Genomic DNA, 21,336 nt, shown 5'->3' with positions numbered 1-21,336 from the left:
CGGTGCTAATCGTAATTTTCACCAGTAAAAACATTTTGTCTGTCATCATTTTCGTAAGTATTTAAGAACTCGTTGAATTCAAATCTGAATTTGGCCGGGTTTTCCTCTGCCAGTTTTGCAGCGTAACCGTCCCAAAATATTTGGTCGGTCAGTTCGATAAATTGCTCGTACATCTTAATTCCTATTTTTGGTAAACCTTAAAAAATGCTCCCGGCAACAGCCGGGAGCATCAGCCTTTAAGCATTTGGAAGCACGATATTGGCTTCGATCTCCGCCAGTTTTTCATGGCAGGCATCAAAAATAAATTGCGCCACCATGCGGATAAGGCCGGGCGTATTGGTGGTAAAATCCCTGCCCTTGTCATCTTTAATGATCAGTTTGCAGCCCTGATAAGGGTTGCTTTCCAGTTCGTCGTTTTCTTCCACCAGTTTCACCTCAAAATCTTCGAGTAATTTGATGCGGGCAATCAGGGCCAATCGCTGAATACTCCTGCGGTGCAGGTCGTTCACGGTTTTAATAGTTTGTTCTAAGTTCATCACTGGTTTGATGTACTTCACTTCTGCTTTCGGCTCCGAACCGCTCAGTTCCTGTTTCTCGGCTGCGGCTGTACCGTTAAGGGGTTGGTTATTGCCGGCAGCGGGCTGAACGGTCTTAACTTCGGCACCATTGGCTTTCGCAGCTTCCGGCGCAGTGCCGGGGTTTTGATTTTGAGTGGGTTCATCATTTTTGGCTTTGCCCGGAATGTTGGGGCGGTTTTCAGTTTTTGCGGGATTTGTTCCTTTGGCACCGGCAGCAACAACTTGTACTTCCTTTGCATTTTTTTCTGCGTTTTGCATGGTTAAAAAATTAAGTGTTAAAAAATCTGTTTATTCTTTTCTCTTTCAACCCTTTCCCTTAAAAGCTTTTTTTCAAAAGAAAAAGGAAAAAAAGAAAGCAATACAAGGTGCCTGACATAGGCAAAAAGGAAAAGGAATAAGTCCCGCAGGGTGGCGCGCCAAAAAAAATAACAGGCGCCATTATGCCGGAAGCTTTTTGCTGTTGTTGCAGCAATCGCATCTCTAAAGGCACAACTTGGCTGCCTTTTTTTCCTTCTTTTGAAAAAATGAAGGTCTTCCTGTAATGATGTCTTTACGAAAAGCAAATGCCTGCCTGCCGGATCGGGGATACCAGGCGGTGATTGGGGATACGGCAGGAAGGCTTTTGCCTAAAGCAGTAAAAATGGCTGAGGGAATGAACGGAATGTAATGGAGCAAATGAGCGAAGCGGTTTTTACTGCGCCTTTATCCTGTCCCGGTTAAGGAGAGGCTGATAAATCATACGGGGCAGACCGCAACAGCCTGAAACAAACAAGCCCCTTTCGGGGCTTGTGGTCAATGGACCTTTTGTTTGCGAGACTGTTGCTTCCGGGGCTGATCGTCCGGTTGCTGTTTTTGGTTTTGCTTGTTGCTTTTGGCCTGGCTTTGGTCCTGGGTGTTATCCTGTTTGAGGGATTCACGCCTGACGCTTTTCAGGTTCTGATCATAAACGTTGACCTGTTTATACTGGGGTTCGGCGGCCAGGTAATACTTTTGGCTTTGCCCGTCTTTTTCTATCGTGACCTGCTGTGCATTCCCTTTTTTCAGGGAGCGCAGTAATTCCTCCTTTTGCTGCTGATCTCCCAGTTGTTTGATCGGGTATTGAGCCAGTGTTTTCTCCAGGTCGTAGCCATAGCCTTCGCCAAATTTAAGCAGTTTATGGTTACCGCGATCGTCGGTGTCCTTGAAATCAAGTTTAAGCCAGGCGATGTATGGCTCACTTTCTTTATTGTACAGTTTCTTTTCGACAGCCCGTCCCTCCAATAAATTAAAAGCTTCCTTAGCCGTAATGCCGTTGCCTTTATTGATATACAGGGTCTGCATCCGGTCTTTAGTGGGATCGGCTTCATTTTTGAGCGAGGCATCGTAGCGGTTGAAAAAATACATGTCATGCTGATCGCCAGCTTTAAAATGGAGGGTATAATCCATTTTCTTCTGGTTGTAAGTTTGTTCCGTGCTGAGGCTAAACTCGGGGACTTTGGCTTTGATCTGTTTCTCCATTTCCGCGTTGACCTTATCGCCGAAGCCCAGGTTCAACAGGTTGTTTTTCAGGAAATCTAAATTTTCGGTATTCATGGTCTATTATTTAAGGTTAACGAATCTGGTTATTGCGTAGCAGTACGGCATCGCCGTTTTTGAGATGAACGGTGATGCGCCTGACTTTTTTGCTGAACAGCCCCTTAGCGGCATTGATGCCGCCTGCGGCGGCCTGCGTAGCCAGAGACTGATCCATACTAAGGAACTGCATCCCTTGCAGGGCATTGCCGGCACCGTTACCCGCAGCTTCGCCCAATTCAGCCTCCGGTGCAGGTACTCCGGGCATCCCGTCCATGTAGTACACGGTTAGATCAGCCGGTATAATGGACTGACCCAGCCGGATATTTTTAATAATGATCAGCAGGCGCTGGTTGATCATATTGGCTGTACCGTACACGGGAGTTCCTTTAGGAATCAATTGCCCTTTAATGGTGACCGTATCATTTAAGCAAAGCCTGACAGCCCCCGACTGCCTGATCTTCTGATTGCCATCTATAGCCGCAGGAATAGCTTTAAAGGGATTCGTCCCTGCCGAATCGGCTTGATGATCGTGTTTAGGGGTTTCGGGGCGCTGGATGTCCTGGATCTGTTCAAGCATTTTGCTCAATTGCTGCATCTCCGGGTCTGGCCCCGTATCCGCTTTCATGGATCTCATCATCGTTTCCAGCCGGTTTACCTGCTCGGTGAGCTGTTTATTTTCAACCGGCTGGTTCAGCGCCGCTGCCGGTACGGATGGTATAGCGGGCCGGCTGATCTGCCGGTCAATAGCCGCCAGTTTTTGATTGATCTGGCGGACATCGGGTTGACTTGCAGGCAAACCAGAAGACCTGATGTCAGGGATGTTTGCCTTGTCCTTTTTGATCCCCATTTCCTGCAACAAAGGATTATTGCTGTAAGAATGTTCTTTGGCGGAATCCAGTTTGGCCTGGTCGTAAAACCCCATTTTATCCTTGGGCTTTTCATGCTTGCCAAATGCCGCGGCCGGCAGGCTGGTATTTAATCCCCGGTTTTTTTCTAACGGGTCAGCCGCTTTGCTTCCCCGTCCCCCGCCAGCTGCATAAAAAGCCAGGCTCAAAAACGGTAAGACCATCAGGGGCAGGATAAGCAGGAATCTGCGTGTCCGCAAAAACTGAATTGAATGTTGTGGTTCCATAGTTAAATTGATTTAATGATTAAATAAATGCTCAGGCCGCCAAAAATCATGACGAATGATGCTAAGGCGACCAGTTTGGATGCCTTGTTCCAATGCTGTGTTCTGTGGTTGAGGTTATTGGCTACACGCGTTTGTAAGCGGATGATCTGATCCGCGATGGGCCTGGCCAAAGTATCGCTGGTGATTTTCTTCATGGCTGGTCGGTGTTATTGACGATCTCCCAGCGTTCGATCAGAAAGCCATGCGGGTTATTGTCGGTTTCGGTACTGAGCTCCCGGACCCTGCCTTTCGTGACGAGTTTACGCGTCACGGTATTGGTTGCCCGCACCAACTTTTCGGTAGCATAGCAGGTAAAAGCGTATGGTAGCTGATCAAGGTCCAGTACCGTGCTGTCCACGCTGATCTGCTGGCTGATATTACCCGCGATGAGGTTGGCGTAATAGCCTTTCTCCCGCAGGTCGTCATATTGACGTTTGGCGCTCTCGTCGGCCAGATACAAAGCCTTGGCAATGTTGGCCTGTATCTGTTTATCGTCCGGCAGCAGGTTAAAAAAGTCCTCATGAAAAGTCCTGATATGGTCGCGTAATTCAACCGGCCGGGAATGTTTGCGGTCTGAAAGCAAAGTTTCGAGCACTTTCCCATTGTAGAGGATACGCACCCGGTTTTGCGCGCGGTCGGCGAAATCATAACTTTTATAGATACCGAAGCATAAAACAGCGGCGGTAACCAGCATGAGCAGGATGTTAAAACGTCTGTTTAGTTTAGCTACAGTATCGATGTTTTTGGTTTGTGTAAACATAAGGGCCCCCAATCTCCGCCCTGGGCGGAAGCGTTTAAATGGTTAATAATTGATTATTTACCGGATAATTTATCTTTCTGGTAGTTGCTGCCGTTATCGTCCTTGTCTTTAAAATAGCCCCCGGTCATCGCGGTGGCTGCCATACCCTGGCTGACATTTTCCCGCTGGTTACCGTAAGCATCGGCCGTCATACCGCCGGAAATGATGCTGCCAGCCGACCGTGAAGAGCTAATGACCAGGGTATTTACCTTGTGCAGCAAAGCGTTGCCGCCACCTGCATGAACGATATAATTGGCAGTGCCGGGTACGGTAAAATAGCCGACAATGCCGATCAGTAAAAAAATCAAATAGCAGGTATCCGTGCTGGAAAAGAAAGTATCCCCGGAGCTTTGAATTTGCGAAATGTCCAGCTGGATCATATTCTGCTGAACTTTTCCGATAATGCTGCCAAAGATGTTGGCGACGGGCAGCCACAGGAATACATTGATATACCGCGCCATCCATACGGTCAAGGTATGCTGAAAACCGTCAAAGACCGCAATTCCAAATACTAAAGGCCCTAAGATAGCCAGGACGATGAGCTGGAAGGTGCGGATGGTGTTGATGCAAAGCGCGGCCGCTTCATATAGCAGTTGCAAAATTTCAGACATCCACTCCTTGATACTATTGCGGAAGTTGTAGGACGCTTTGGCCATTGCGAATTTCATATCGTTGCCGATGCTGCCTAATATCCCCTCTCCTGTATCACCCGGGTCCTTGGGATGGGTATATTTATACCATTTGTCCCGGTCGCCCTCACCGTCAGAACCGACAAACATTTGCCAGGCATCCGTCTTCTTTACTGCTTCGGCTTTTTGCTGTAACAGCAGGGCGATAGCCTGGTTGCTGTTTTGCACCATATTATTGGTTGTGCTAACAACCGGTTGCAGCACACCGTTCATCACGGCGATAACAGCGGGAAACAAGAGGATCGCAATACCCAAGGCAAATGGTCGCAGTAAAGGAAAAAAATCGATGGGTTCGGCGGCGGCGATGTGGCGCCATACCCGCACGGCGATGTATAACAACGCCGCCAGTCCGGCTAATCCTTGCGCAGTTCCGATCAGGGAACCGCAAAGCGGCAGCATCTGGTCATAGACCTGTTGTAGGGTGGCCTGCAGGCCTGTAAGGTTATCCATGGTCAATAGAGTTTTTGTGTTACGGTTATTTCATGCTGTTCTTTTTGGCGTTCTACCGCCAATACGTTGGCCTGCCGGTTGAAATGCCGCAGAAATTGCAGCTGGTCAGCGGTCGCCGTGTAAATCCTGTCGATGGCTTTGATACGCTCGTCATCGCTCATGCGCAGCTTGCCTGCCGCCAGGATGCTGGTTAGTTGGTCGAGATTGCTGAGGCTTTCCTGTAGGAGCTGGCTGTAGACATTCGCCATATAGCCGATCTCATCAGGGTTGAAATTTCCACCATTTTTAAAGTACCGGTAATAGCGGCTGTATTCGCTGACTATGGTAGCCTGATCTAGGACAATATCCGCTACGCGTCCATATTTGGCAATCCCGGGGTTTACGGCTAAAAGGCCGTTGAGAAACACGGAATGGATACTGAAATTCCCGCTGGCGATCTGTTTAACCTGGTTATACCCCCCATTGATGATGTCGTAACCGGTTTTCATATCAGTCAGGATACTTTTAAGCTGTGTTAGCTTTTCTATATCCAGTATCAACTGGATCAGGTCGGAACTTTGCGCCCGTGCCCTGTTAGCGGTAGTTGTCATGATCAAGAGCACCGCCATTGCAAAAAGTGATCTAATGGTTTTCATATAGTTTTATTAAAGTTTGTGTGTCGTTAATTTCATGCTGCCGCTGCGCAACCAGGAGCCGGGCAGTGGCGATGAAGCGCTGGGTAAACTCGTATTTATCCAGCATGGAAGCATGGATCTTCGCCAGGCGTTGCAGCCGCTCGTCGTCAGTCATTTGCAGATCACCTTCCTGCATCAGGTGTTGCAGGTCGGTCAGGTCGTCATTACATCCTTTGAGCACCGCGGTTTTTACATTAGCCCGGTAGGCCTGCTCATCACCGGTCAGCCCCTTGACCGGTTGGTTAAAACTCCCGTTGATTTCGCGCTGCCATTGCGGTATTTCAGCAAGGCGCGGATCATCTTTTAGGGCGCTGTTCACCTGTACAAGTGATTGGTAGTAGCTGCTGTGGGCATTCAACTCTGCCGTATTGATATCCCGGATACCGCCGAGGCCATGCCTGATGACGTTGTAACCCTGCTTTAATTCCGATTCAAACAACCGGTAAGCTGCGATCTGGGCCAGGTAGTTTTTTTGCAGCTTGCCGGCCTGTCCGAACAGGTCGCCGAAGCTGAAAGACTGCGCCGAAAGCCGCAGGCAGGAAGCAACAAGAAAAATGAGGGTCCATGCTTTTTTAATTGATCCCATAAAGATTTTTGAGGCTTTGAACATCCTGTGCATTGCGCGACCTCCCGAGGCTTAACAGGATGTTCTGGTTATTAAATTGTTTAAGGTCATTGTAGTTCCCGTCGATTCTTGCGGCAATGCGATCAATGAGTTCCATGCGTTCGCCATCGCTCATTTGGGTCCGGAAGGAATTGATCACGACCATGAGCTCATCCAGGTTTTTGATGCTGGCCTGCAGTATCCCGGTATATACGGCAGATATATGTTGTAATTCAGCGGCTGAGAAATGATCGTCCTGCTGCGTCATGCCCCAGGCACGCTGATATTCTTTGACCAAGGCGGCCTGCCTGAGCGTGATATTTTTTACCTGACGGTAACCGCTGATGATGGACTTGACCTGATATAGCTCCTGGTAATAATTGCTGAACAGGTCTTTTTGCTGCTGGCCGATCCCGGCAATCTCGGTCAGCTTAAGCTGGTTAAGCTGGGTTTCGATCACCTTTTGGGCGTTTTGCAACCAGATCGTTTTATTCTGCGCCCTTTGCACGCCGAGGTCAATGGCGCGAATGATCTTACCAACGGTCTGGTTGAGCACTTCCGTGATCACCAACTGGGCTTCCGCTTTTTTTTCCGGCAAGGCAATGAGTATCACCGCCATACTGATGGGCAGGACGATCTTATAAAATCTCATGAGGTTCATTTTTTTAATTTTAAATAAGTACTGTTTTCGATGCTCAACTCATTCTTATCCGGGTGGAACAGGATCAGGACGCCGTTTGGGCTAAACTGTAAGGTTTGCTGTTGCTCAGACCATATTCCTATAAAGGTTTTAACCTGGTACTGCAGTATCTGCCTTTCTTTTTCCGCCAGAAACCTGTGCGGCGGACAATATGATAGCTGTTGGCATCATCCCGGTCCGCGGAGATGGCCAGTGTGTCATTGGCGACACTGTAGGCACTTTCCGCATGATTGACATAAGTACCAGGAATAAAATCCGTGGTTTTTGCGGACGGATTGCAGGCGGCAAAGATTGATGCCAATCCCGCCATGATGATTCTTGTTTTCATAATATGGATTGTTTAGTTTATGGCGTTGTATTTTATGGGTTCTCCAGGTTGATCCGCTGTTCGTCGTTAACCAGTGCGGTGATGCCTTTTTCCATACTGCCATATGTTGCGGCATATTCACGAACCTTCACCCGTTCTTTACCCTCTGTGGTAAAGGCATAATATTCCTCCGGGCAGAGCTCATTTTTGTAAACCCTGACGACCTGGCCGCCGATGTCGATGCTGATCTCCCGGTTGTCCTTATTGACGGAAAGCATCATCGTCTTTGCTTTATCTGAAGCGCCAAGTGTATCTTGTAGCTTATCAAACTTGTGCATGAACTTGCGCATGTCCATCATAATCTTGATGTCGGCATTATTGATGATGGCGTCTTTGATGACCGGCGAATTGATGAGATCATCCAGCTCCTGGGTGATCACGATGGGCACTCCGTTGAATTTCCGGATGGTCTTAAAGGCATATTTCAGAAATTCGGCCATCCCAGACTTAGCAATCGCTTTCCAGGCCTCATCAATACAAAGCACTTTTCTCACCCCGTGCAGTTTGCGCATTTTGGATAGGAAAAGCTCCATGACGATGAGCGTCACCACCGGAAACAGGATGGGGTGATCCTTAATCTGATCCAGTTCAATGACCACAAAGGGTTGGTTCAGCAGGTCCAGGTTTTCGGTAGCATTGAGCAGGTAGTCAAATTCGCCACCGGTATAAAAAGGCCTTAATACATACAGGAAACTGTCTATGTCAAAATCCCGGTCTTTTACCCGCTGATCTTTTAATACTTCCGTGTAGTGGTTTTCGAGGTAATCATAAAATGTATTAAAACACGGAAACACGGAGGAGTCACCCAGCAGGTGCCGGTAATAACCCTGCAAGGCGTTTGATAAAGCGACATACTCGCTCCGGTTAAAACTTTCATTCTCCTGCTTCCATAAGGCGATCAACAGCGCTTTCAAGCTTTCCTTTTTTTCGGTGTCCAATATTTGCCCGGCAGACAGGAAGAAGGGATTGAAGCTAATCGGGTTTTGCTCCTCATAGGTGAAATAATAGCCCCCGACAAGTTCGCATAAGCCTTTATAGCTGCCGCCGATATCCACGATCACACTGTGTGCGCCCTGGTCATGCATGGTGCGCAGGATATGGTTGACCGTCATTGATTTCCCACCTCCTGATGTGCCGCATACCAGTGTGCCCATGTTACTGGTAATTCCCGATTTTCGGGGCGCATCATACAGGTCAACATAGACCGGCCTGCCGAATCGGTCGCAGAAGCGGATTCCTGTTTCAACCGGGTCGCTTTTATAATTACTTTCGAGGTTCAGGAAGCAGGTGGCCTGTTCTAAAAAAGTGTCGAAAGTATCGTTCATCGGAAAATCAGCGGCATTGCCCGGGATCCCGGCCCACCATATTTGTGGTGCACCTGCTGTTTCCTGCTTGGCTGTGGCGCCGATCTGCGCCATCGCAGAACCCACCAGGTTTTTAATATCCTGGAGGTGCTCTTTTTCCCTCGTCCAGGCGATCACATTGAAATGAGCGCGAACCGGCAGGCGACCCTGGCTGATGGCTTCGTTCAGAAAATCATTGGTGGCGTCACGTGCGATGGCATTTTCCCGGCTGTAAGCAGAGAGCGATTGCAGGCGGCGCTTTTTTGCTTCCAAAGCCTTGAGTGTTTTTTGCGCGTCTTCGATAAAAACATATTGGTTGTATTCATGGTCGCAGTCCAGTAACAGGTTAAGCCTGGCCACAAAACCGATAGGAAAACGGCTCTGATCGGTACTGAACTTATCATAATCGATACGGCTCCCGCACATCGATGGCAGGTCTTCTACATCGCTTAGTGTAAATACCTGACCATATAGGTCACCTATCTGCAAGCCCTCTTTGAACTGCACATCCCTGATCATTGGCCTTTCACCGGGACCTAAAAGGAAGCAATACTGCTCCAGTATCCCGGCATGATCCATCGTACCTGCCAGTTCATCATCACCAAGCCTGCGTAAGGTGACGAAACCACTGTCGGACAGGATGCGCTCGAACTGCCCCACCTTTTCCAGGAATTCGGGAAACAGCCCGGAGTCGATGGTCTGCCTGGGGACAATACTTTTACGCATCAGGCCGGAATAGGAACTGCTGGCCGCTTTGCGATCTGTTGCCATTTTGGTAACCAGGATATAACAATGATGATCAAGACAGGTCCGGCCTGTAAAGTAACGGTCAGCGGCTGCGGATAAAAAGCTACGGTTCGCCTTGTCGGCCCTGTAAGTGTTGCGCTGGTATATATCTTTTTTATGCAGGATCGTATATTTTCCAAATACCCTGGCTGCCCTTATCCAGGATTGGTGATAATTTTCATAGTCGTTACCCGAAAGCGTGAAAATGTCGGGTTGTGCAACCTCATACACGATCGTGATATCACCGTAAGCAGACAGCAAGGCATCATGCTCCACCTGATAAATGGGAAGTATCTTTTCAATGTTGATCATGGGTTTTGGCTTTAAGGTGAATGAATAGTTTCCGTGAGCGGGATTTGAGGCAATTCGGCAGGCTGCGTCGGGCCCGTTTCTTCATCAGGCCATATTTGCCATATTTATGACTAAGCCTAAAGGTGCAGGTCACTAATGCGACACCCAATCCAGCTATGAGGGCAAGGCAGACATAGGCATTAACGCCCAAAATGTAGAGGACGACAAACAAGATCAGTAAGCCAACCAGCCCGATGGCGAGGTAGGCAATGTATTGAGCCCGCAAACCGCGGAACTCAATACTTTTATTAATGCCCTTATTGATGAAATAGACGCTGCTCATAATCCGAAAAATGATTTGATGACGGTGGCGACCACTACCAAAAAGATACAGGATCCAAACCAGGAGGCTGCTACTTTACTGGTATCCGGTTCCCCGGCATTCCATTTTTGGTAGACCTTAACGGCTCCTACAATGCCGACGACCGCGCCTATGGCATACATCAGGTTACAACCGGTGTCAAAATAGCCTTTGACCATCGTGGTGGCCTGTTGAATACCGGAATTGCCATCCTGGGCCCGGGCGTCAAAAACCATCAGCAGCATTTGGTATACGGTGAGCGTTAGAGCCAGCAGCCAGACTTTGGCCAGTATTCTTTTTCGGGGAGTTACAAATTGATTGTTCATGAATGTGTTTTTTAATCGTTAAAGGATGTGTTGATTAAGGCCTCCCGGATGTCGGCCTCCCTCAGTTCGAAGGGAAAGTCACCGCTGTTTTCGAGTAGCATCGCCGTGATCGGCCCGATGTATTGCTGATCGGCCAGCGGTTGATAACCGGAAGCAACCAGCTGTAGCAGGTCAAGGAAATTTTCCCTGGTATCCTGCGATTCAATCGTGATACGGACCAGCGTTTTCAGTTCCTGCTGAAAATCGGCCAGGCCGCCAAGCAGGAATACTTTATCGGGCATTGGCTCCCTTAAAGGCTCGTCCCCGCCGTCGTTATCCGCAAAAGCAAGTTCATCGGCGGAGATCACCGCCATTTCCGTATCGTCTGATCGGACCTGCCCAAATACAGCGGGAACAGCGGCCTTTGTACCGGGGGACGGCTCCGGTTTCTCCCGGTGAAAAAAAACAGTGATCTCCTGCCGGTAATAGCGTCCCAAAACCAGCAGGTAGTACAGCAGGCAGCAGGCCCCGGCCGTGATGCCATACTGTGTCCATGTGCAATGTATGATCATGACTATGATTTAACCCAACCGCTGCATTGCGGTTGTTGAGACAAAATTGCCCGGTTAAAATCCGCGCCTTATCCGACGCTATCCTACGTCGGATAAGCTTTTTTTAATATTTATGCATAAAAAAAGCGGCCTGAGCCGCTTTGTGAGTCATTGATCGCCTATTTCCGAATCCCGAGTTTCTGGCTGATCCTGTTTAATATGCCTACTTTCATTTCGTCCATATAAATGGTTTTATTGGCTCGGTCAGAAATATAGCCCCAGGTGTCGAAAAAGTCGTCGAGTTTGACATGAAAGACTTTTTCCATATACCTCGAAATACGGGTCAGCGAGAGCTTGCCGTGGTTGAGGGCTTTGGTTTCGTACCAGCCATAGATGTTTTCCACGAGGGCGGTGTTGGCCTGGGTCCAGGTTACGAGTTCCTCTTCCATAAACGTCTTCAGGTCGGAATTCTCTTTGTTATTTGCACCCAGTATTTGTTTTTCCAAATAAGCCAGGATCATTTCGTTAGCCAGGATATGAGCAACCTGGCTGTCGTGACTCGTATTAAAAGAAGTGTCAAAGTCCACAATACCTTCATAGGGATTCAGATGGATATGGTAAACATCCCTGACAAAATACTGCTCATCGAAATGCGTGGCCTCTGTCCGGACATACTGATAAAAAGACATGTGGCTATCAAAATAATGCGTAAGCACTTTAAGCTCATTGAGGTAATAATCGCTAACCGCTTGTGTGTCACCTACAGGCCTGCGGCTTTCGATATTGAGCACCTGCTGGTGAAAGATGAGGAGGGATTTGAATTTGGGTTTGACCTTTTTGAAAAACTCGATCTCTTCGGCTTTGGTCCACGGACCATTTTCCTTAAAGAACGTTTTCAGTTTAGTCAATGTACGGATACAGGTTAGTATGGATAGTTCAAGTCTTTTGAATACCGGTTTTTCATCTAATTTCAGATTTGTCAGTTCCCTGTTGAGGTCCTCGTACAAACGTTCACTATATTTCAGGATCATAACATAAAATATGAGTTATCCCGGATCCGCCACCCATCACAGGCAATAAGTGTATCAAACAGAACCAGTTGGTAATATTTCAAATCATACGATTCCGATTAAGAGGTCCATAAAATAATAGTTAAAGCGATCAAGGGAAAAAACATCCTGTTGAGGCGGGCCAGCATCCTGATCAGCAGATCCTTTACCGCTGCCGCGGTGAACTGATCCGTACCGTAGTAAGTCCTGCCCATATTTACAGCGGAAATATGCTCCTGCCGTTTGGTCGTAAAATGTTTAGCGGTAAACCGCAGAATGGCGGTTATATTTTTCAGGGTAAAGAAACCCTCTTCGTAAAGCAGCCGGATGAACAGGGATAGCTGCGTAACCGACAAGGATAAGCCAAGTTTCTTTTCTGAATCTTCCGGCTCCCTTGGAAAATATCTTCCGCTTTCCTTTTTGATCATTTCGTTCAGGCAGTTTTCCAATAATTCGGCAAGCGGAGGCAGCGAAAGCTCACAAGCGACCGACAGCATTACCGGGCTTGTTTTTATCCTGACCAATTCTTCGATCAGGAACAGCAGGCGCTCTTCGCTAGTCGTGAGCGTACTGATTTTCCGATTGATTTTCTCCCGGTACCAGGCCAAGAAGCCCGGAAAATTAAAATTGAGGTATAGCAGGCTATCCGTAATGATGCTGTTCCAGTCACCCTCCCGATAATTCCGGTGAGCCGGGTTTAAAAACTGGGCCATATCCCTGACATAATGAGCGGTACGGAAATTCAATTTTGACCGGTAGCTTTCCTGCGGGAGCATTTCCAGGTAGTCAGTCAAACACTGTTTCAGCAATTCTTCGATACCCTGATCATCCAGGACCTGAACTATGGCGGCTGTGTGCCCGCCGATCTCGGTTAAAGCATCCCCTACAAGTGCTGCCGGTAACTTGCCTGCGCTATTGAAATAGGCTTCAAAATATTGTTCGAGAAAAGCAAGCAATTTCAATAGACAGTCAAGTAATAACTGTGCCGGAGCGAACTCCCCTTGGGAAAAATCCGATACATGGGATTGCCCCTTATTGGTCAGCCAAACGAACAGCCGGTCCGAAAGATCAACCAGCAAGGTTTGATGGTAGGTAACGTGCCTTTTTAATACGTAGTCCTTTACGGACGAAGACAAAAGCGCGCTCCATGCCATCTTGACCCGCCGGATTTCCGTCACCATTGCCAGGTGTTGCTCTTCCGGCTGTTGTGGGGAAGTGCCCCCAGGCACCTGATCTTCTGCAAGAAACGCTGCCGCCATTTCCTGTAATGTTTTTAGTTCGTCCTTCAGCAAAATACGATGCCATTTAATTGGTAATTCCATTGCCCGGTCTTTTATATCCGGCCTTTCTCATTGGCCATGAAAACATGGCTGGTTGTGGTTAACACCGTTACGGTAGTGTTTGTCGGGTCGTTCCCTGTTTCCGTTTCTACCCCGGAAAGGTTGATAGCGGAGCCGTATTTAAATATGGTATTCGCTCTCTTTTTCAAATTTTTTACTGATAAGTGCTTCATAATTATTAACTTTTAAGCAAAATATCGAGTCCCTTAGCTTCAGGATTAATTTGTTACACCGACGACCATTTGCCTGCGACAGAAAACATCAGATGACAATTCGGCGACAGATTCCGGTTAAAAAAATGAAGGATGAAAAAGAAAGATGTTATATGGCATATTTTAGGCTGGCTGGTTTTTGCCTTATACGAGATCGGTGTAATTTACATTACGACAGGAACGGTTAAGCGCCTTATGGATTACCTGATTTATTATGCGCTGAATATCAGCTTATTTTACGTCACTTCAATTATTATCCTGCCCTATGCGTTTGGTAAGAGCCGAAATCCTTACTTGAAGGCTTTCCTTCTGATCCTGGGGGAGATGATGATTTATCTGCTGATCAAGGTTTCACTGGATGAGCTAACTGACTGGAAAAAGCATCTTGTTCATGTACACTGGGATCATCCGATAAAATATCTGGTACTTAATCTATGGCGGGGTTTATATTTTCTGGGTATCAGTATCTTATACTGGTCTGTGTTACGGTTAATAGCATACCAGCAACATGAGCATGTTATTAACGAGGACAGACTTGAGTTAGAAAAAGAGCGGGCGGTGCTGGAAAGGGACCTGGTTGCTGCGCAAAATGCCTACCTCCATCACCAGATCAATCCGCATTTCCTTTTTAACAGCCTCAGCTTCATCCATAATACCTTTTACGAATACTCCAAGGACGCAGCAAAATGTGTAATGTTACTTTCGGAAATCATGCATTATACGATGCTGGAGCCCGGGCCTGATGGTAAAAAGGAGCTGAACACGGAACTGGAGCAGATCGATAACTTTATTATCCTGAACCGGCACCGCTTCGAATTTGATTTGCAGCTAGACATGAAAGTAACGGGCGATACAGCAGGTTGCCGGATCATTCCGCTTGTGCTGCTTTCCCTTACAGAAAATATTTTCAAACACGGCAACCTGAAGCGGCCGGAAAAAAAAGCCATGTTATATATCAGCATATCCCAGCGGCAGGAACTAACCTTTCACAGCTGGAACCTGAAAAAAAATCAAACAGGAAGGCGGAGAATCAGAACAATCGGCATTGAGAACACGATTAAACGATTAGAGTACAGTTATCCGCATCAATTTAAACTAAATATTTATGAAGAAGAAGAAAGCTATGAGTTGGAATTAAAGATGCAGTTATGAGATTAACTTGTTATATCGTGGATGATGAACATCATTCGGTTAAAATACTTCGGCAGTATATAGAACAAACGGATGGATTGGAGCTGATCGGGTATGCAACCAACCCTGTCACCGCCTTAAACGAGGTTATCCGAACGGATTCCCCGGCCTTAACCTTCCTGGACGTTGATATGCCCGAACTATCGGGCATGGAGTTCGCCGGGCTGGCCAAGCTGCATACAGAAATTATTTTCACCACTTCATTTCCTGAATACGCGGTAGAAGCATTCGAAAAGGAGGCTTTTGATTACCTGCTCAAACCGGTCAGTTATGAACGTTTTCTAAAAAGCATCCAGAAGGCTAAAAGAGCCGTTTCAGCACGAAAACCTACCCCGCCTACGGAAGATGACTTTTTCTTCATTTCCACAGAAACCAAAGGAAAAATGGTCAAAATAGCGATCAGCGATATTGTTTTTGTGGAAGCCGCTCAGAATTATGTTCAGATCCATCTTCATTCAGGCCGGATTATGGCCTACCTGACCATGACGGAGGTCACCGATTTTTTATCCCGGTACAAGTTTTCAAGAATACATCATTCCTTCCTGATCAACGATAAAAAGATCAGGACGGTGGAACCCGGACAAGTAACGCTGGTCAATGATAAAACGATCAGCATCGGGCGGGCATTTAAAGAGCCATTCCTGGAAAGAATGAAGTTTTTACTGGTCAAGACGAAAAGGAAATATTGACGGATTCATTTCCTTAGCGCCTGTTCAGTCAATTTATATTTATACAGGCAATAATATATGACCAGTTCCTGGTTTCGCTGCTTTTCGGTAAAAAGCCGGTTCAGGTGCATATGGATCAGATCCGCCAAAAGCTGCGTTTTCCGGTCAGCAGCAAATGCTTCAGCGGCGGCCAGTAACCGGTTTTGAGTTAACCGGAAACAATCTGCCCATTTCATGATCCTAAGCGCCCTGAAATACCGGTCATTTTTCAAGAGGCCGGAGATTTCGCTTTTGATGCTGCGATACTTCCGGTCCAGGTCAACCCGGAGTAATTTATCGGTAGAAAATTCAGCGTAAAAAGAACCTGACATTTGTTGTAAAAAGAGAATCTGGTCCTCCAATAACACCCAGCATGCCTCTACCATGCTGCAAACCGTCACAAATGCGAGGCTATGATAAGAAAACATGAAACCTTTAGCCAGGCTTCGCCGGATAAAAGCAACAATAAGTTCGCTGCTTACACAAAAAAGATCCTCTACCTGTTCAATAATATCGGCACCGTACCGCTCCAGTTCCCGCCGGTAGGTGTCCGCCTGGTATTCACGGATCAGCTGAAAACGAAACGCACCGCTTAAATCCGCCTTTAACTCCCGAAGTATGAGCTCAAGGGCACCTTCTTCAACCCTCAGCCGCAAACGGATATGGTGCCCTGAATCAATGTACCGTATAAAGAACCAGGATAAGAGGTGCCGCGGCTCCCAGGCCCGAATCCGGGGGAGTATCTTTTGCACGAGCAGGTGGTTGGTGCTGCCGGGATGACAATAAATCTTCAAATAAACCCATTGACTCCCCAGCATATAGTCACGCTTCACTTTGGCAAGCGAAGGCTTCACTGGAATAACGTTGTGATTGTACACTGCCTTATTCTTGTACAAAAAGGCGATGTACTGCCCGGTTAGCGGCTTTCCGACAGAATTACAGACGGATGTTTCCTCAGCGATCGGGTACTCCTGTAACAATAGTTGTTCGGTTCCCCGGATACAGTCCCAAAAAAATAACTGATCCTGTTTGGTGGACAGGTTAAAAACAATCTGCTGGTCATACCGCGTTATGGCAACGGTTTCCGGCAACTGTAATTGCTGCCTGATTTCCTTTAAACGAACAGGGAAGTCTTTTAGGCCACCCTCCTTGAGATAATCGACCTGCTTTTTGTTGAGATACCATTTTGCCAGGGACAGGATCGTATTTTGATAATTTACCCTGGGATAGAAGTCCATACCGGGAAAAAGTTTTTCCATATCCAGGGTAAGGTTAGCCTGCACACCCTGGTATTGCAGATCACCTAATAAACGAAATATGGCAAGCTCATTGTGGTTATAATTGAAGGCAGAACTCATCCTGGGTATTACCCTGCGGTTTAAACGCTGTGACTCCAGTATGAGTTCATCATTCCGGACGGAAAGGACAAGATCAGCTAAGGGTAACTGCTTATCCCGTGGCAATACAGAGACCACGTTGATGGGTATTTCAAAAGGATAGATCACCTGGCGGCGGCTGATGTTATCAACATGATGCCCGGATAACTGGCCTATCTCCGCAAAGATGATTTCCGGGTTTGCCGCTTGTTCAAGGTCCGCAATACGCCTGGCTACCCTCATCAACTCATCACTCCAAAGGGTAAAACGCCCAATCAGGCCAGTAGCGGAAGCCCCGCCACCTGATTCCAGGAAAACATGGTTATCTAATATCCTGAACATTATGGGAAAAGAAGGAGGTAGTAGCACATCATGTATAGCGGCCTGCAATTCCGAAAGATCATGTTCACTGATAACGAGTGGCGAGCCAGCTATCGTATTTTCAGTCCATTTTCGAAATAATAAGCGATGCGCAATCGTCCAATCAACTGTTTGCTGTTGATTTTGAACGTTGTTAAACCTGATATCCTTTAACAGATCGGCCCCTGTTTTATTGCTGAATGCCCCGCCGTAGCCAATGCCGAATTCGGGGTCAAGCGCCTGTAACAGCGGAACACGTTGCCGGTCGTAACGGCTTTTAAAATCAGCGATAAATTGCTTTAAACCGGCAGGACGGGTACCTTCTACCAATAATGACAAAGCCTTTAATGCGCCCCTGATATCCTGTTGAAAATGGTCATCCAGATGGCCTTCCTGAATGCGGCCTTCCAAACCTGCATAGAAAACCTGTATCGATCTATCATTGCCGGTCTCTGCCAACAATTTGTTGATATGTACGTTTATCCGCTGAAACACACCTGCATCTAAGCTATGGGTGTCATTTAAAGCCCGGTATAGCCCGGCCAGCTCTTCTTTTAGGGGCGATTCCGCTACCCACTCATCCTTCAGGACGCGGGCCAGCCGGTCCTCCCCGGAGATATTACCATCCCACAGGGATCTGATGAGCTGCGCGTCGATCATAAAATCAACATACTCCCGGGCAGCATCTTGTTCGCATCCTGTCATCTGACATATCAGTCCGGCAATAGCTGATGCGGGCCTTGGTTCCGGCCGTATAAAATCCATCAAGGCGACTATCAGCCGGTTTTTATCCATTGATTCTATGGAAAATTCAAATTTGGGCTGATCGCCGATGATCGTTTTTACAAATCGCATTTCCCGGTCAATCATATAGATCGTTGGATTGAGGATATACAATTGTTTTTCGGCGTTTTGATCTGCTAAAGCGTTCGCCAGCTGGTAAGAAATTTCCTGGTCCAGCCACAGATGCAAGCTGTTGTCGCTAGTGATGCGCATTCCCTTGGTGCTAACTTTGCCCCATTTGGCCGCATAAAACGCCGCAAAGGCGCCGAAAGGAGTGGGCCGGTAACACATCCGGTTATAGTAACGGGAAACAGTCAGTTTTTCTTTAGTACTGAGGTTCACCCACTCAAAATTCTTAGCTGCCACCAATTGGTATAATGAGGGATTCGCCAAAAAAAGCGCGGCTTTGAAAGATTCATTATTGACAATATCAGGGAGACCGTTCAAATGATAATCCCGATAGCTGAACAATGGCGTCCGGAGCACCAAATCATCCAAGAACTCATATTCATCCATAGCAACCTCCAGTTTAAATAGCCAGAACAACGGCGAGCCCTATCCAAACAGGCGTCACGTTATTATCTATAACGATCAACTGAAGAAATGTTTGGCTTCGGGAAGCCAAAATACAGGCCCCGAGGGCCCTGAGCTATAGCTGGTCGCCCAGCTAACCGTTAGACCCATCAGCTAATTAAGGCCGGGCTGCTCTTTTGATGCTGTCGGTAGCGATATAGTAGCTTGGGTCTTCGATAATGTTTACCTCAATAATTCCGGCGGCGTTTTTTAACAGCAGGCGGCAATCTTCACTCAGGTGTTTCAGGTGCAATTTTTTACCGGCCTGCTGATAACGCTCTGTGAGTTTATTTAGGGCCTCTATAGCTGACATATCCGATACCCTGCTTTCCTTAAAATTAATAACCACTTCGTAAGGATCGTTCCTTATATCAAACTTTTCATTAAAAGCCGTTACCGAGCCAAAGAATAATGGCCCGTATAATTCATAATGTTTAACCCCGGCATCATCGAGGTACTTTCTGGCCCTGATACGTTTGGCGCTTTCCCATGCAAAAACCAATGCGGAGATAATCACACCGATCAGCACAGCCAATGCCAGATTATGCAACCAGATGGTGATCAGCGCCACCAGTATCCCAACAAATACATCCTGTTTCGGCATCTTATTGATAATCCGGAAGCTTATCCATTCAAAGGTTCCTATCGCTACCATGATCATCACGCCGGTTAAAGCTGCCATAGGTACGCGTTCAATGACCGGAGCACCGAACAAGATGATTGCCAAAATGGTAAGCGAAGCAATTATACCAGACAGCCTTGCCCGGGCCCCGGCGGAAAGATTGACCAGTGTTTGCGCGATCATGGGGCATCCACCCATCCCAAAGAAAAAACCGTTGATGATATTTGCGCTGCCCTGCGCTATACATTCCCTGTTGCTGTTTCCGCGCGTACCGGTCATTTCATCAACAAGGTTTAACGTAAGCAGCCCCTCTGTTAAAGCGACACCTGCCATGATGAGCGCATAAGGAAAAGTAATTTTCAGTGTTTCCAGGTTAAATGTAACCGAAGGGATATGTAATGGCGGAAAGCCGCCACTTACGGCAGCGATATCCCGTACCGTTCTTGTCGGTATATTGAAAATCAGAACGATAAGAAAAACAACAATAATAGCTACAAGGGAGGGCGGAACAGCTTTGGTAATTCGGGGCAAGACAACAACGATACCGATGGTTAAGGCGACTAATCCGGCCATAATCATCAAAGGAGCGCCGGAAAGCCAGGTTTCGTGTCCCCCTGCAACTGTTTTGAACTGTTCCAGCTGCGCCATGAAAATGATTACCGCAAGTCCGTTCACAAAGCCATACATGACAGGCTGAGGCACCAGACGAATAAATTTCCCCAGCTTTAATAAGCCGATCAAGATTTGAATGGCACCTGCAAGTACGACTGCTGCAAATACATAATCCAATCCGTTCGATTTCATCAGTGCGATAAGCACGACTACCGTCGCACCGGCACCACCGGAAATCAATCCGGGGCGCCCTCCGAATACGGAAGTCACCAAACCCATGATAAATGCAGCATATAAGCCAACTAATGGTGGAAATCCAGCCAGGATAGCAAAAGACAAAGATTCCGGCATCATGGTCATGGCAACTGTTAAGCCTGCCAGTATTTCATTCTTATAGTTGATTTTTTGTGAAAAGTCAAAAAGGCCTAAATAAGGTTTCATACCTAAGTGTTAACGTGTAAAAAATAAAACGTGATTACCAATCCAGGACGAACAGGTATATGAAGAGATGAGTTCCGCTTTAAAACTCAGGGCGGTGTTAGCAATTTTACAATAAACAGGAAACCTATCATGGCTCAAAATTAACATTTTTAGCTAATTACCGAAAAATATCAATATAGCGATTAGCACCAAAAGGGCTAATCCGGTTTTAAGCAATGAATCCAGTTCAGGCCCGGCACTCAACTAATCTTTATCAGACGCGTCTTTATCACTGGTCATAATCCAAATGACTATACAAATCAGCAGCATCGCAATTAAAGCGTACAAACCAAAACTGTGTGTGCCTTCAAAGCCGGCCATTCCCCGGACAGTTAATTGCAGAACAGGAGATAAAACAAATAAAAAAAGCTTATGAGCCATGTGAAAAAGCAAGAGATGGCATTGATAATTGGTTCGCGAAGCTATGAAAATTGATCGAGAAATAACGCAGGTGTACATAACAGATAAAGCCGACTTTTATATAAAAAGCCGGCCAAAGTATTTTCGAAAAATATCAGGGTTAATATCGTTCAGAGAAATAAAGATTGATCATTAAGATATATCTGGAAACTTTATTAAATCACACGGATCTATCTTCATTGCTCTAGCCAAAGCAAGAATTATCGTTAATGAAGGGTTTCTTTTACCCTTTTCAACTCTATGTATCTCGCTATAATCAACTTCTGATAATATTTCGAGCTTCCTCAAGCTAATTTTTTGGGCTTTCCGAATTGTTTGAAGGTTTTTTCCAAAGGCTATAAGTGTTTTTTCATCCCTTGTTTTGCTCATTTGAGAAAAATGGTGTAAA

Annotated in this window: 24 protein-coding genes; 2 read left to right on the top strand and 22 right to left on the bottom strand. The window is 46.8% G+C overall.

All coding sequences use genetic code 11. From position 1 onward, the window contains the following. Positions 1-5: 5 nt before the first annotated feature. From AC1DYB_RS07925 to AC1DYB_RS07840, 18 genes are all read right to left on the bottom strand, one after another. A complete protein-coding gene (locus tag AC1DYB_RS07925) occupies positions 6-173 on the bottom strand; it encodes a hypothetical protein (protein WP_477433835.1) in 168 nt (55 codons plus the stop codon). 63 nt (positions 174-236) lie between these two features. Further along, positions 237-836: a hypothetical protein gene (locus AC1DYB_RS07920; RefSeq protein WP_477433833.1), complete on the bottom strand. Its 600-nt coding sequence runs from the start codon at positions 834-836 to the stop codon at positions 237-239. Between the two features lie 534 nt (positions 837-1,370). After that, positions 1,371-2,150 (bottom strand): hypothetical protein, encoded by a 780-nt coding sequence (locus AC1DYB_RS07915; protein ID WP_477433831.1) that lies wholly within the window; start codon positions 2,148-2,150, stop codon positions 1,371-1,373. Positions 2,151-2,166: 16 nt separating this feature from the next. Beyond that, positions 2,167-3,264: a conjugative transposon protein TraM gene (gene traM / locus AC1DYB_RS07910; RefSeq protein WP_477433829.1), complete on the bottom strand. Its 1,098-nt coding sequence runs from the start codon at positions 3,262-3,264 to the stop codon at positions 2,167-2,169. A 2-nt stretch (positions 3,265-3,266) separates the two neighbouring features. Next, positions 3,267-3,458: a hypothetical protein gene (locus tag AC1DYB_RS07905; RefSeq protein ID WP_477433827.1), complete on the bottom strand. Its 192-nt coding sequence runs from the start codon at positions 3,456-3,458 to the stop codon at positions 3,267-3,269. Beyond that, positions 3,455-4,063 (bottom strand): conjugative transposon protein TraK, encoded by a 609-nt coding sequence (traK, locus tag AC1DYB_RS07900; protein WP_477433825.1) that lies wholly within the window; start codon positions 4,061-4,063, stop codon positions 3,455-3,457. The genes AC1DYB_RS07905 and traK overlap by 4 nt, the downstream gene beginning before the upstream one ends. Before the next feature lie 53 nt (positions 4,064-4,116). Further along, positions 4,117-5,241, bottom strand: coding sequence for a conjugative transposon protein TraJ (gene traJ / locus AC1DYB_RS07895; protein ID WP_477433823.1), 1,125 nt, complete (start codon positions 5,239-5,241; stop codon positions 4,117-4,119). A gap of 2 nt (positions 5,242-5,243) precedes the next feature. Continuing rightward, entirely contained in the window at positions 5,244-5,876 is a 633-nt protein-coding gene (locus tag AC1DYB_RS07890) for a TerB family tellurite resistance protein (protein WP_477433821.1), read from the bottom strand. Continuing rightward, complete coding sequence (locus AC1DYB_RS07885; RefSeq protein WP_477433819.1) at positions 5,863-6,534, bottom strand: hypothetical protein; 672 nt, start codon at positions 6,532-6,534, stop codon at positions 5,863-5,865. The genes AC1DYB_RS07890 and AC1DYB_RS07885 overlap by 14 nt, the downstream gene beginning before the upstream one ends. Further along, positions 6,488-7,171, bottom strand: coding sequence for a conjugal transfer protein TraI (locus AC1DYB_RS07880; RefSeq protein WP_477433817.1), 684 nt, complete (start codon positions 7,169-7,171; stop codon positions 6,488-6,490). The genes AC1DYB_RS07885 and AC1DYB_RS07880 overlap by 47 nt, the downstream gene beginning before the upstream one ends. Positions 7,172-7,298: 127 nt before the next feature. Beyond that, positions 7,299-7,547, bottom strand: a complete 249-nt coding sequence (locus AC1DYB_RS07875; RefSeq protein ID WP_477433815.1) for a hypothetical protein — start codon at positions 7,545-7,547, stop codon at positions 7,299-7,301. 32 nt (positions 7,548-7,579) lie between these two features. Then, on the bottom strand, positions 7,580-10,027 hold the full coding sequence (locus AC1DYB_RS07870; protein ID WP_477433813.1) for a TraG family conjugative transposon ATPase: 2,448 nt from the start codon (positions 10,025-10,027) through the stop codon (positions 7,580-7,582). Then, positions 10,014-10,349, bottom strand: coding sequence for a DUF4133 domain-containing protein (locus tag AC1DYB_RS07865; protein ID WP_477433811.1), 336 nt, complete (start codon positions 10,347-10,349; stop codon positions 10,014-10,016). Before AC1DYB_RS07865 ends, AC1DYB_RS07870 begins: the two co-directional genes overlap by 14 nt. Next, positions 10,346-10,693: a DUF4134 domain-containing protein gene (locus AC1DYB_RS07860; protein ID WP_477433809.1), complete on the bottom strand. Its 348-nt coding sequence runs from the start codon at positions 10,691-10,693 to the stop codon at positions 10,346-10,348. The genes AC1DYB_RS07865 and AC1DYB_RS07860 overlap by 4 nt, the downstream gene beginning before the upstream one ends. 11 nt (positions 10,694-10,704) lie before the next feature. Beyond that, on the bottom strand, positions 10,705-11,244 hold the full coding sequence (locus AC1DYB_RS07855; RefSeq protein ID WP_477433807.1) for a hypothetical protein: 540 nt from the start codon (positions 11,242-11,244) through the stop codon (positions 10,705-10,707). A 158-nt stretch (positions 11,245-11,402) separates the two neighbouring features. Further along, on the bottom strand, positions 11,403-12,254 hold the full coding sequence (locus tag AC1DYB_RS07850) for an RteC domain-containing protein (protein ID WP_477433805.1): 852 nt from the start codon (positions 12,252-12,254) through the stop codon (positions 11,403-11,405). A gap of 98 nt (positions 12,255-12,352) precedes the next feature. After that, complete coding sequence (locus AC1DYB_RS07845; protein WP_477433803.1) at positions 12,353-13,594, bottom strand: hypothetical protein; 1,242 nt, start codon at positions 13,592-13,594, stop codon at positions 12,353-12,355. 11 nt (positions 13,595-13,605) lie between these two features. After that, positions 13,606-13,785, bottom strand: a complete 180-nt coding sequence (locus AC1DYB_RS07840) for a hypothetical protein (RefSeq protein WP_477433801.1) — start codon at positions 13,783-13,785, stop codon at positions 13,606-13,608. 132 nt (positions 13,786-13,917) lie between these two features. On the opposite strand from AC1DYB_RS07840, the gene AC1DYB_RS07835 reads away from it, so the two are divergent. Further along, on the top strand, positions 13,918-14,976 hold the full coding sequence (locus AC1DYB_RS07835; RefSeq protein WP_477433799.1) for a sensor histidine kinase: 1,059 nt from the start codon (positions 13,918-13,920) through the stop codon (positions 14,974-14,976). Continuing rightward, complete coding sequence (locus AC1DYB_RS07830) at positions 14,973-15,704, top strand: LytR/AlgR family response regulator transcription factor (RefSeq protein ID WP_477433797.1); 732 nt, start codon at positions 14,973-14,975, stop codon at positions 15,702-15,704. The genes AC1DYB_RS07835 and AC1DYB_RS07830 overlap by 4 nt, the downstream gene beginning before the upstream one ends. A 5-nt stretch (positions 15,705-15,709) precedes the next feature. Here the strand turns inward: AC1DYB_RS07830 and AC1DYB_RS07825 are convergent, their stop codons facing one another. The 4 genes from AC1DYB_RS07825 to AC1DYB_RS07810 form a co-directional block, all read right to left on the bottom strand. Continuing rightward, positions 15,710-18,757: a thiopeptide-type bacteriocin biosynthesis protein gene (locus AC1DYB_RS07825; protein ID WP_477433795.1), complete on the bottom strand. Its 3,048-nt coding sequence runs from the start codon at positions 18,755-18,757 to the stop codon at positions 15,710-15,712. A 175-nt stretch (positions 18,758-18,932) separates the two neighbouring features. Further along, positions 18,933-20,489: a SulP family inorganic anion transporter gene (locus AC1DYB_RS07820; protein ID WP_477433793.1), complete on the bottom strand. Its 1,557-nt coding sequence runs from the start codon at positions 20,487-20,489 to the stop codon at positions 18,933-18,935. 243 nt (positions 20,490-20,732) lie between these two features. Further along, positions 20,733-20,909 carry a hypothetical protein gene (locus AC1DYB_RS07815; RefSeq protein ID WP_477433791.1) on the bottom strand — a complete coding sequence of 59 codons (177 nt, stop codon included), beginning with the start codon at positions 20,907-20,909 and terminating at the stop codon, positions 20,733-20,735. A gap of 171 nt (positions 20,910-21,080) precedes the next feature. Further along, positions 21,081-21,317 (bottom strand): helix-turn-helix domain-containing protein, encoded by a 237-nt coding sequence (locus AC1DYB_RS07810; protein WP_477433789.1) that lies wholly within the window; start codon positions 21,315-21,317, stop codon positions 21,081-21,083. Between the last annotated feature and the right edge of the window lie 19 nt (positions 21,318-21,336).

The organism is Mucilaginibacter sp. P2_A4 (genome assembly GCF_056405015.1).
This window is presented reverse-complemented; position numbering and strand designations above follow the sequence as displayed.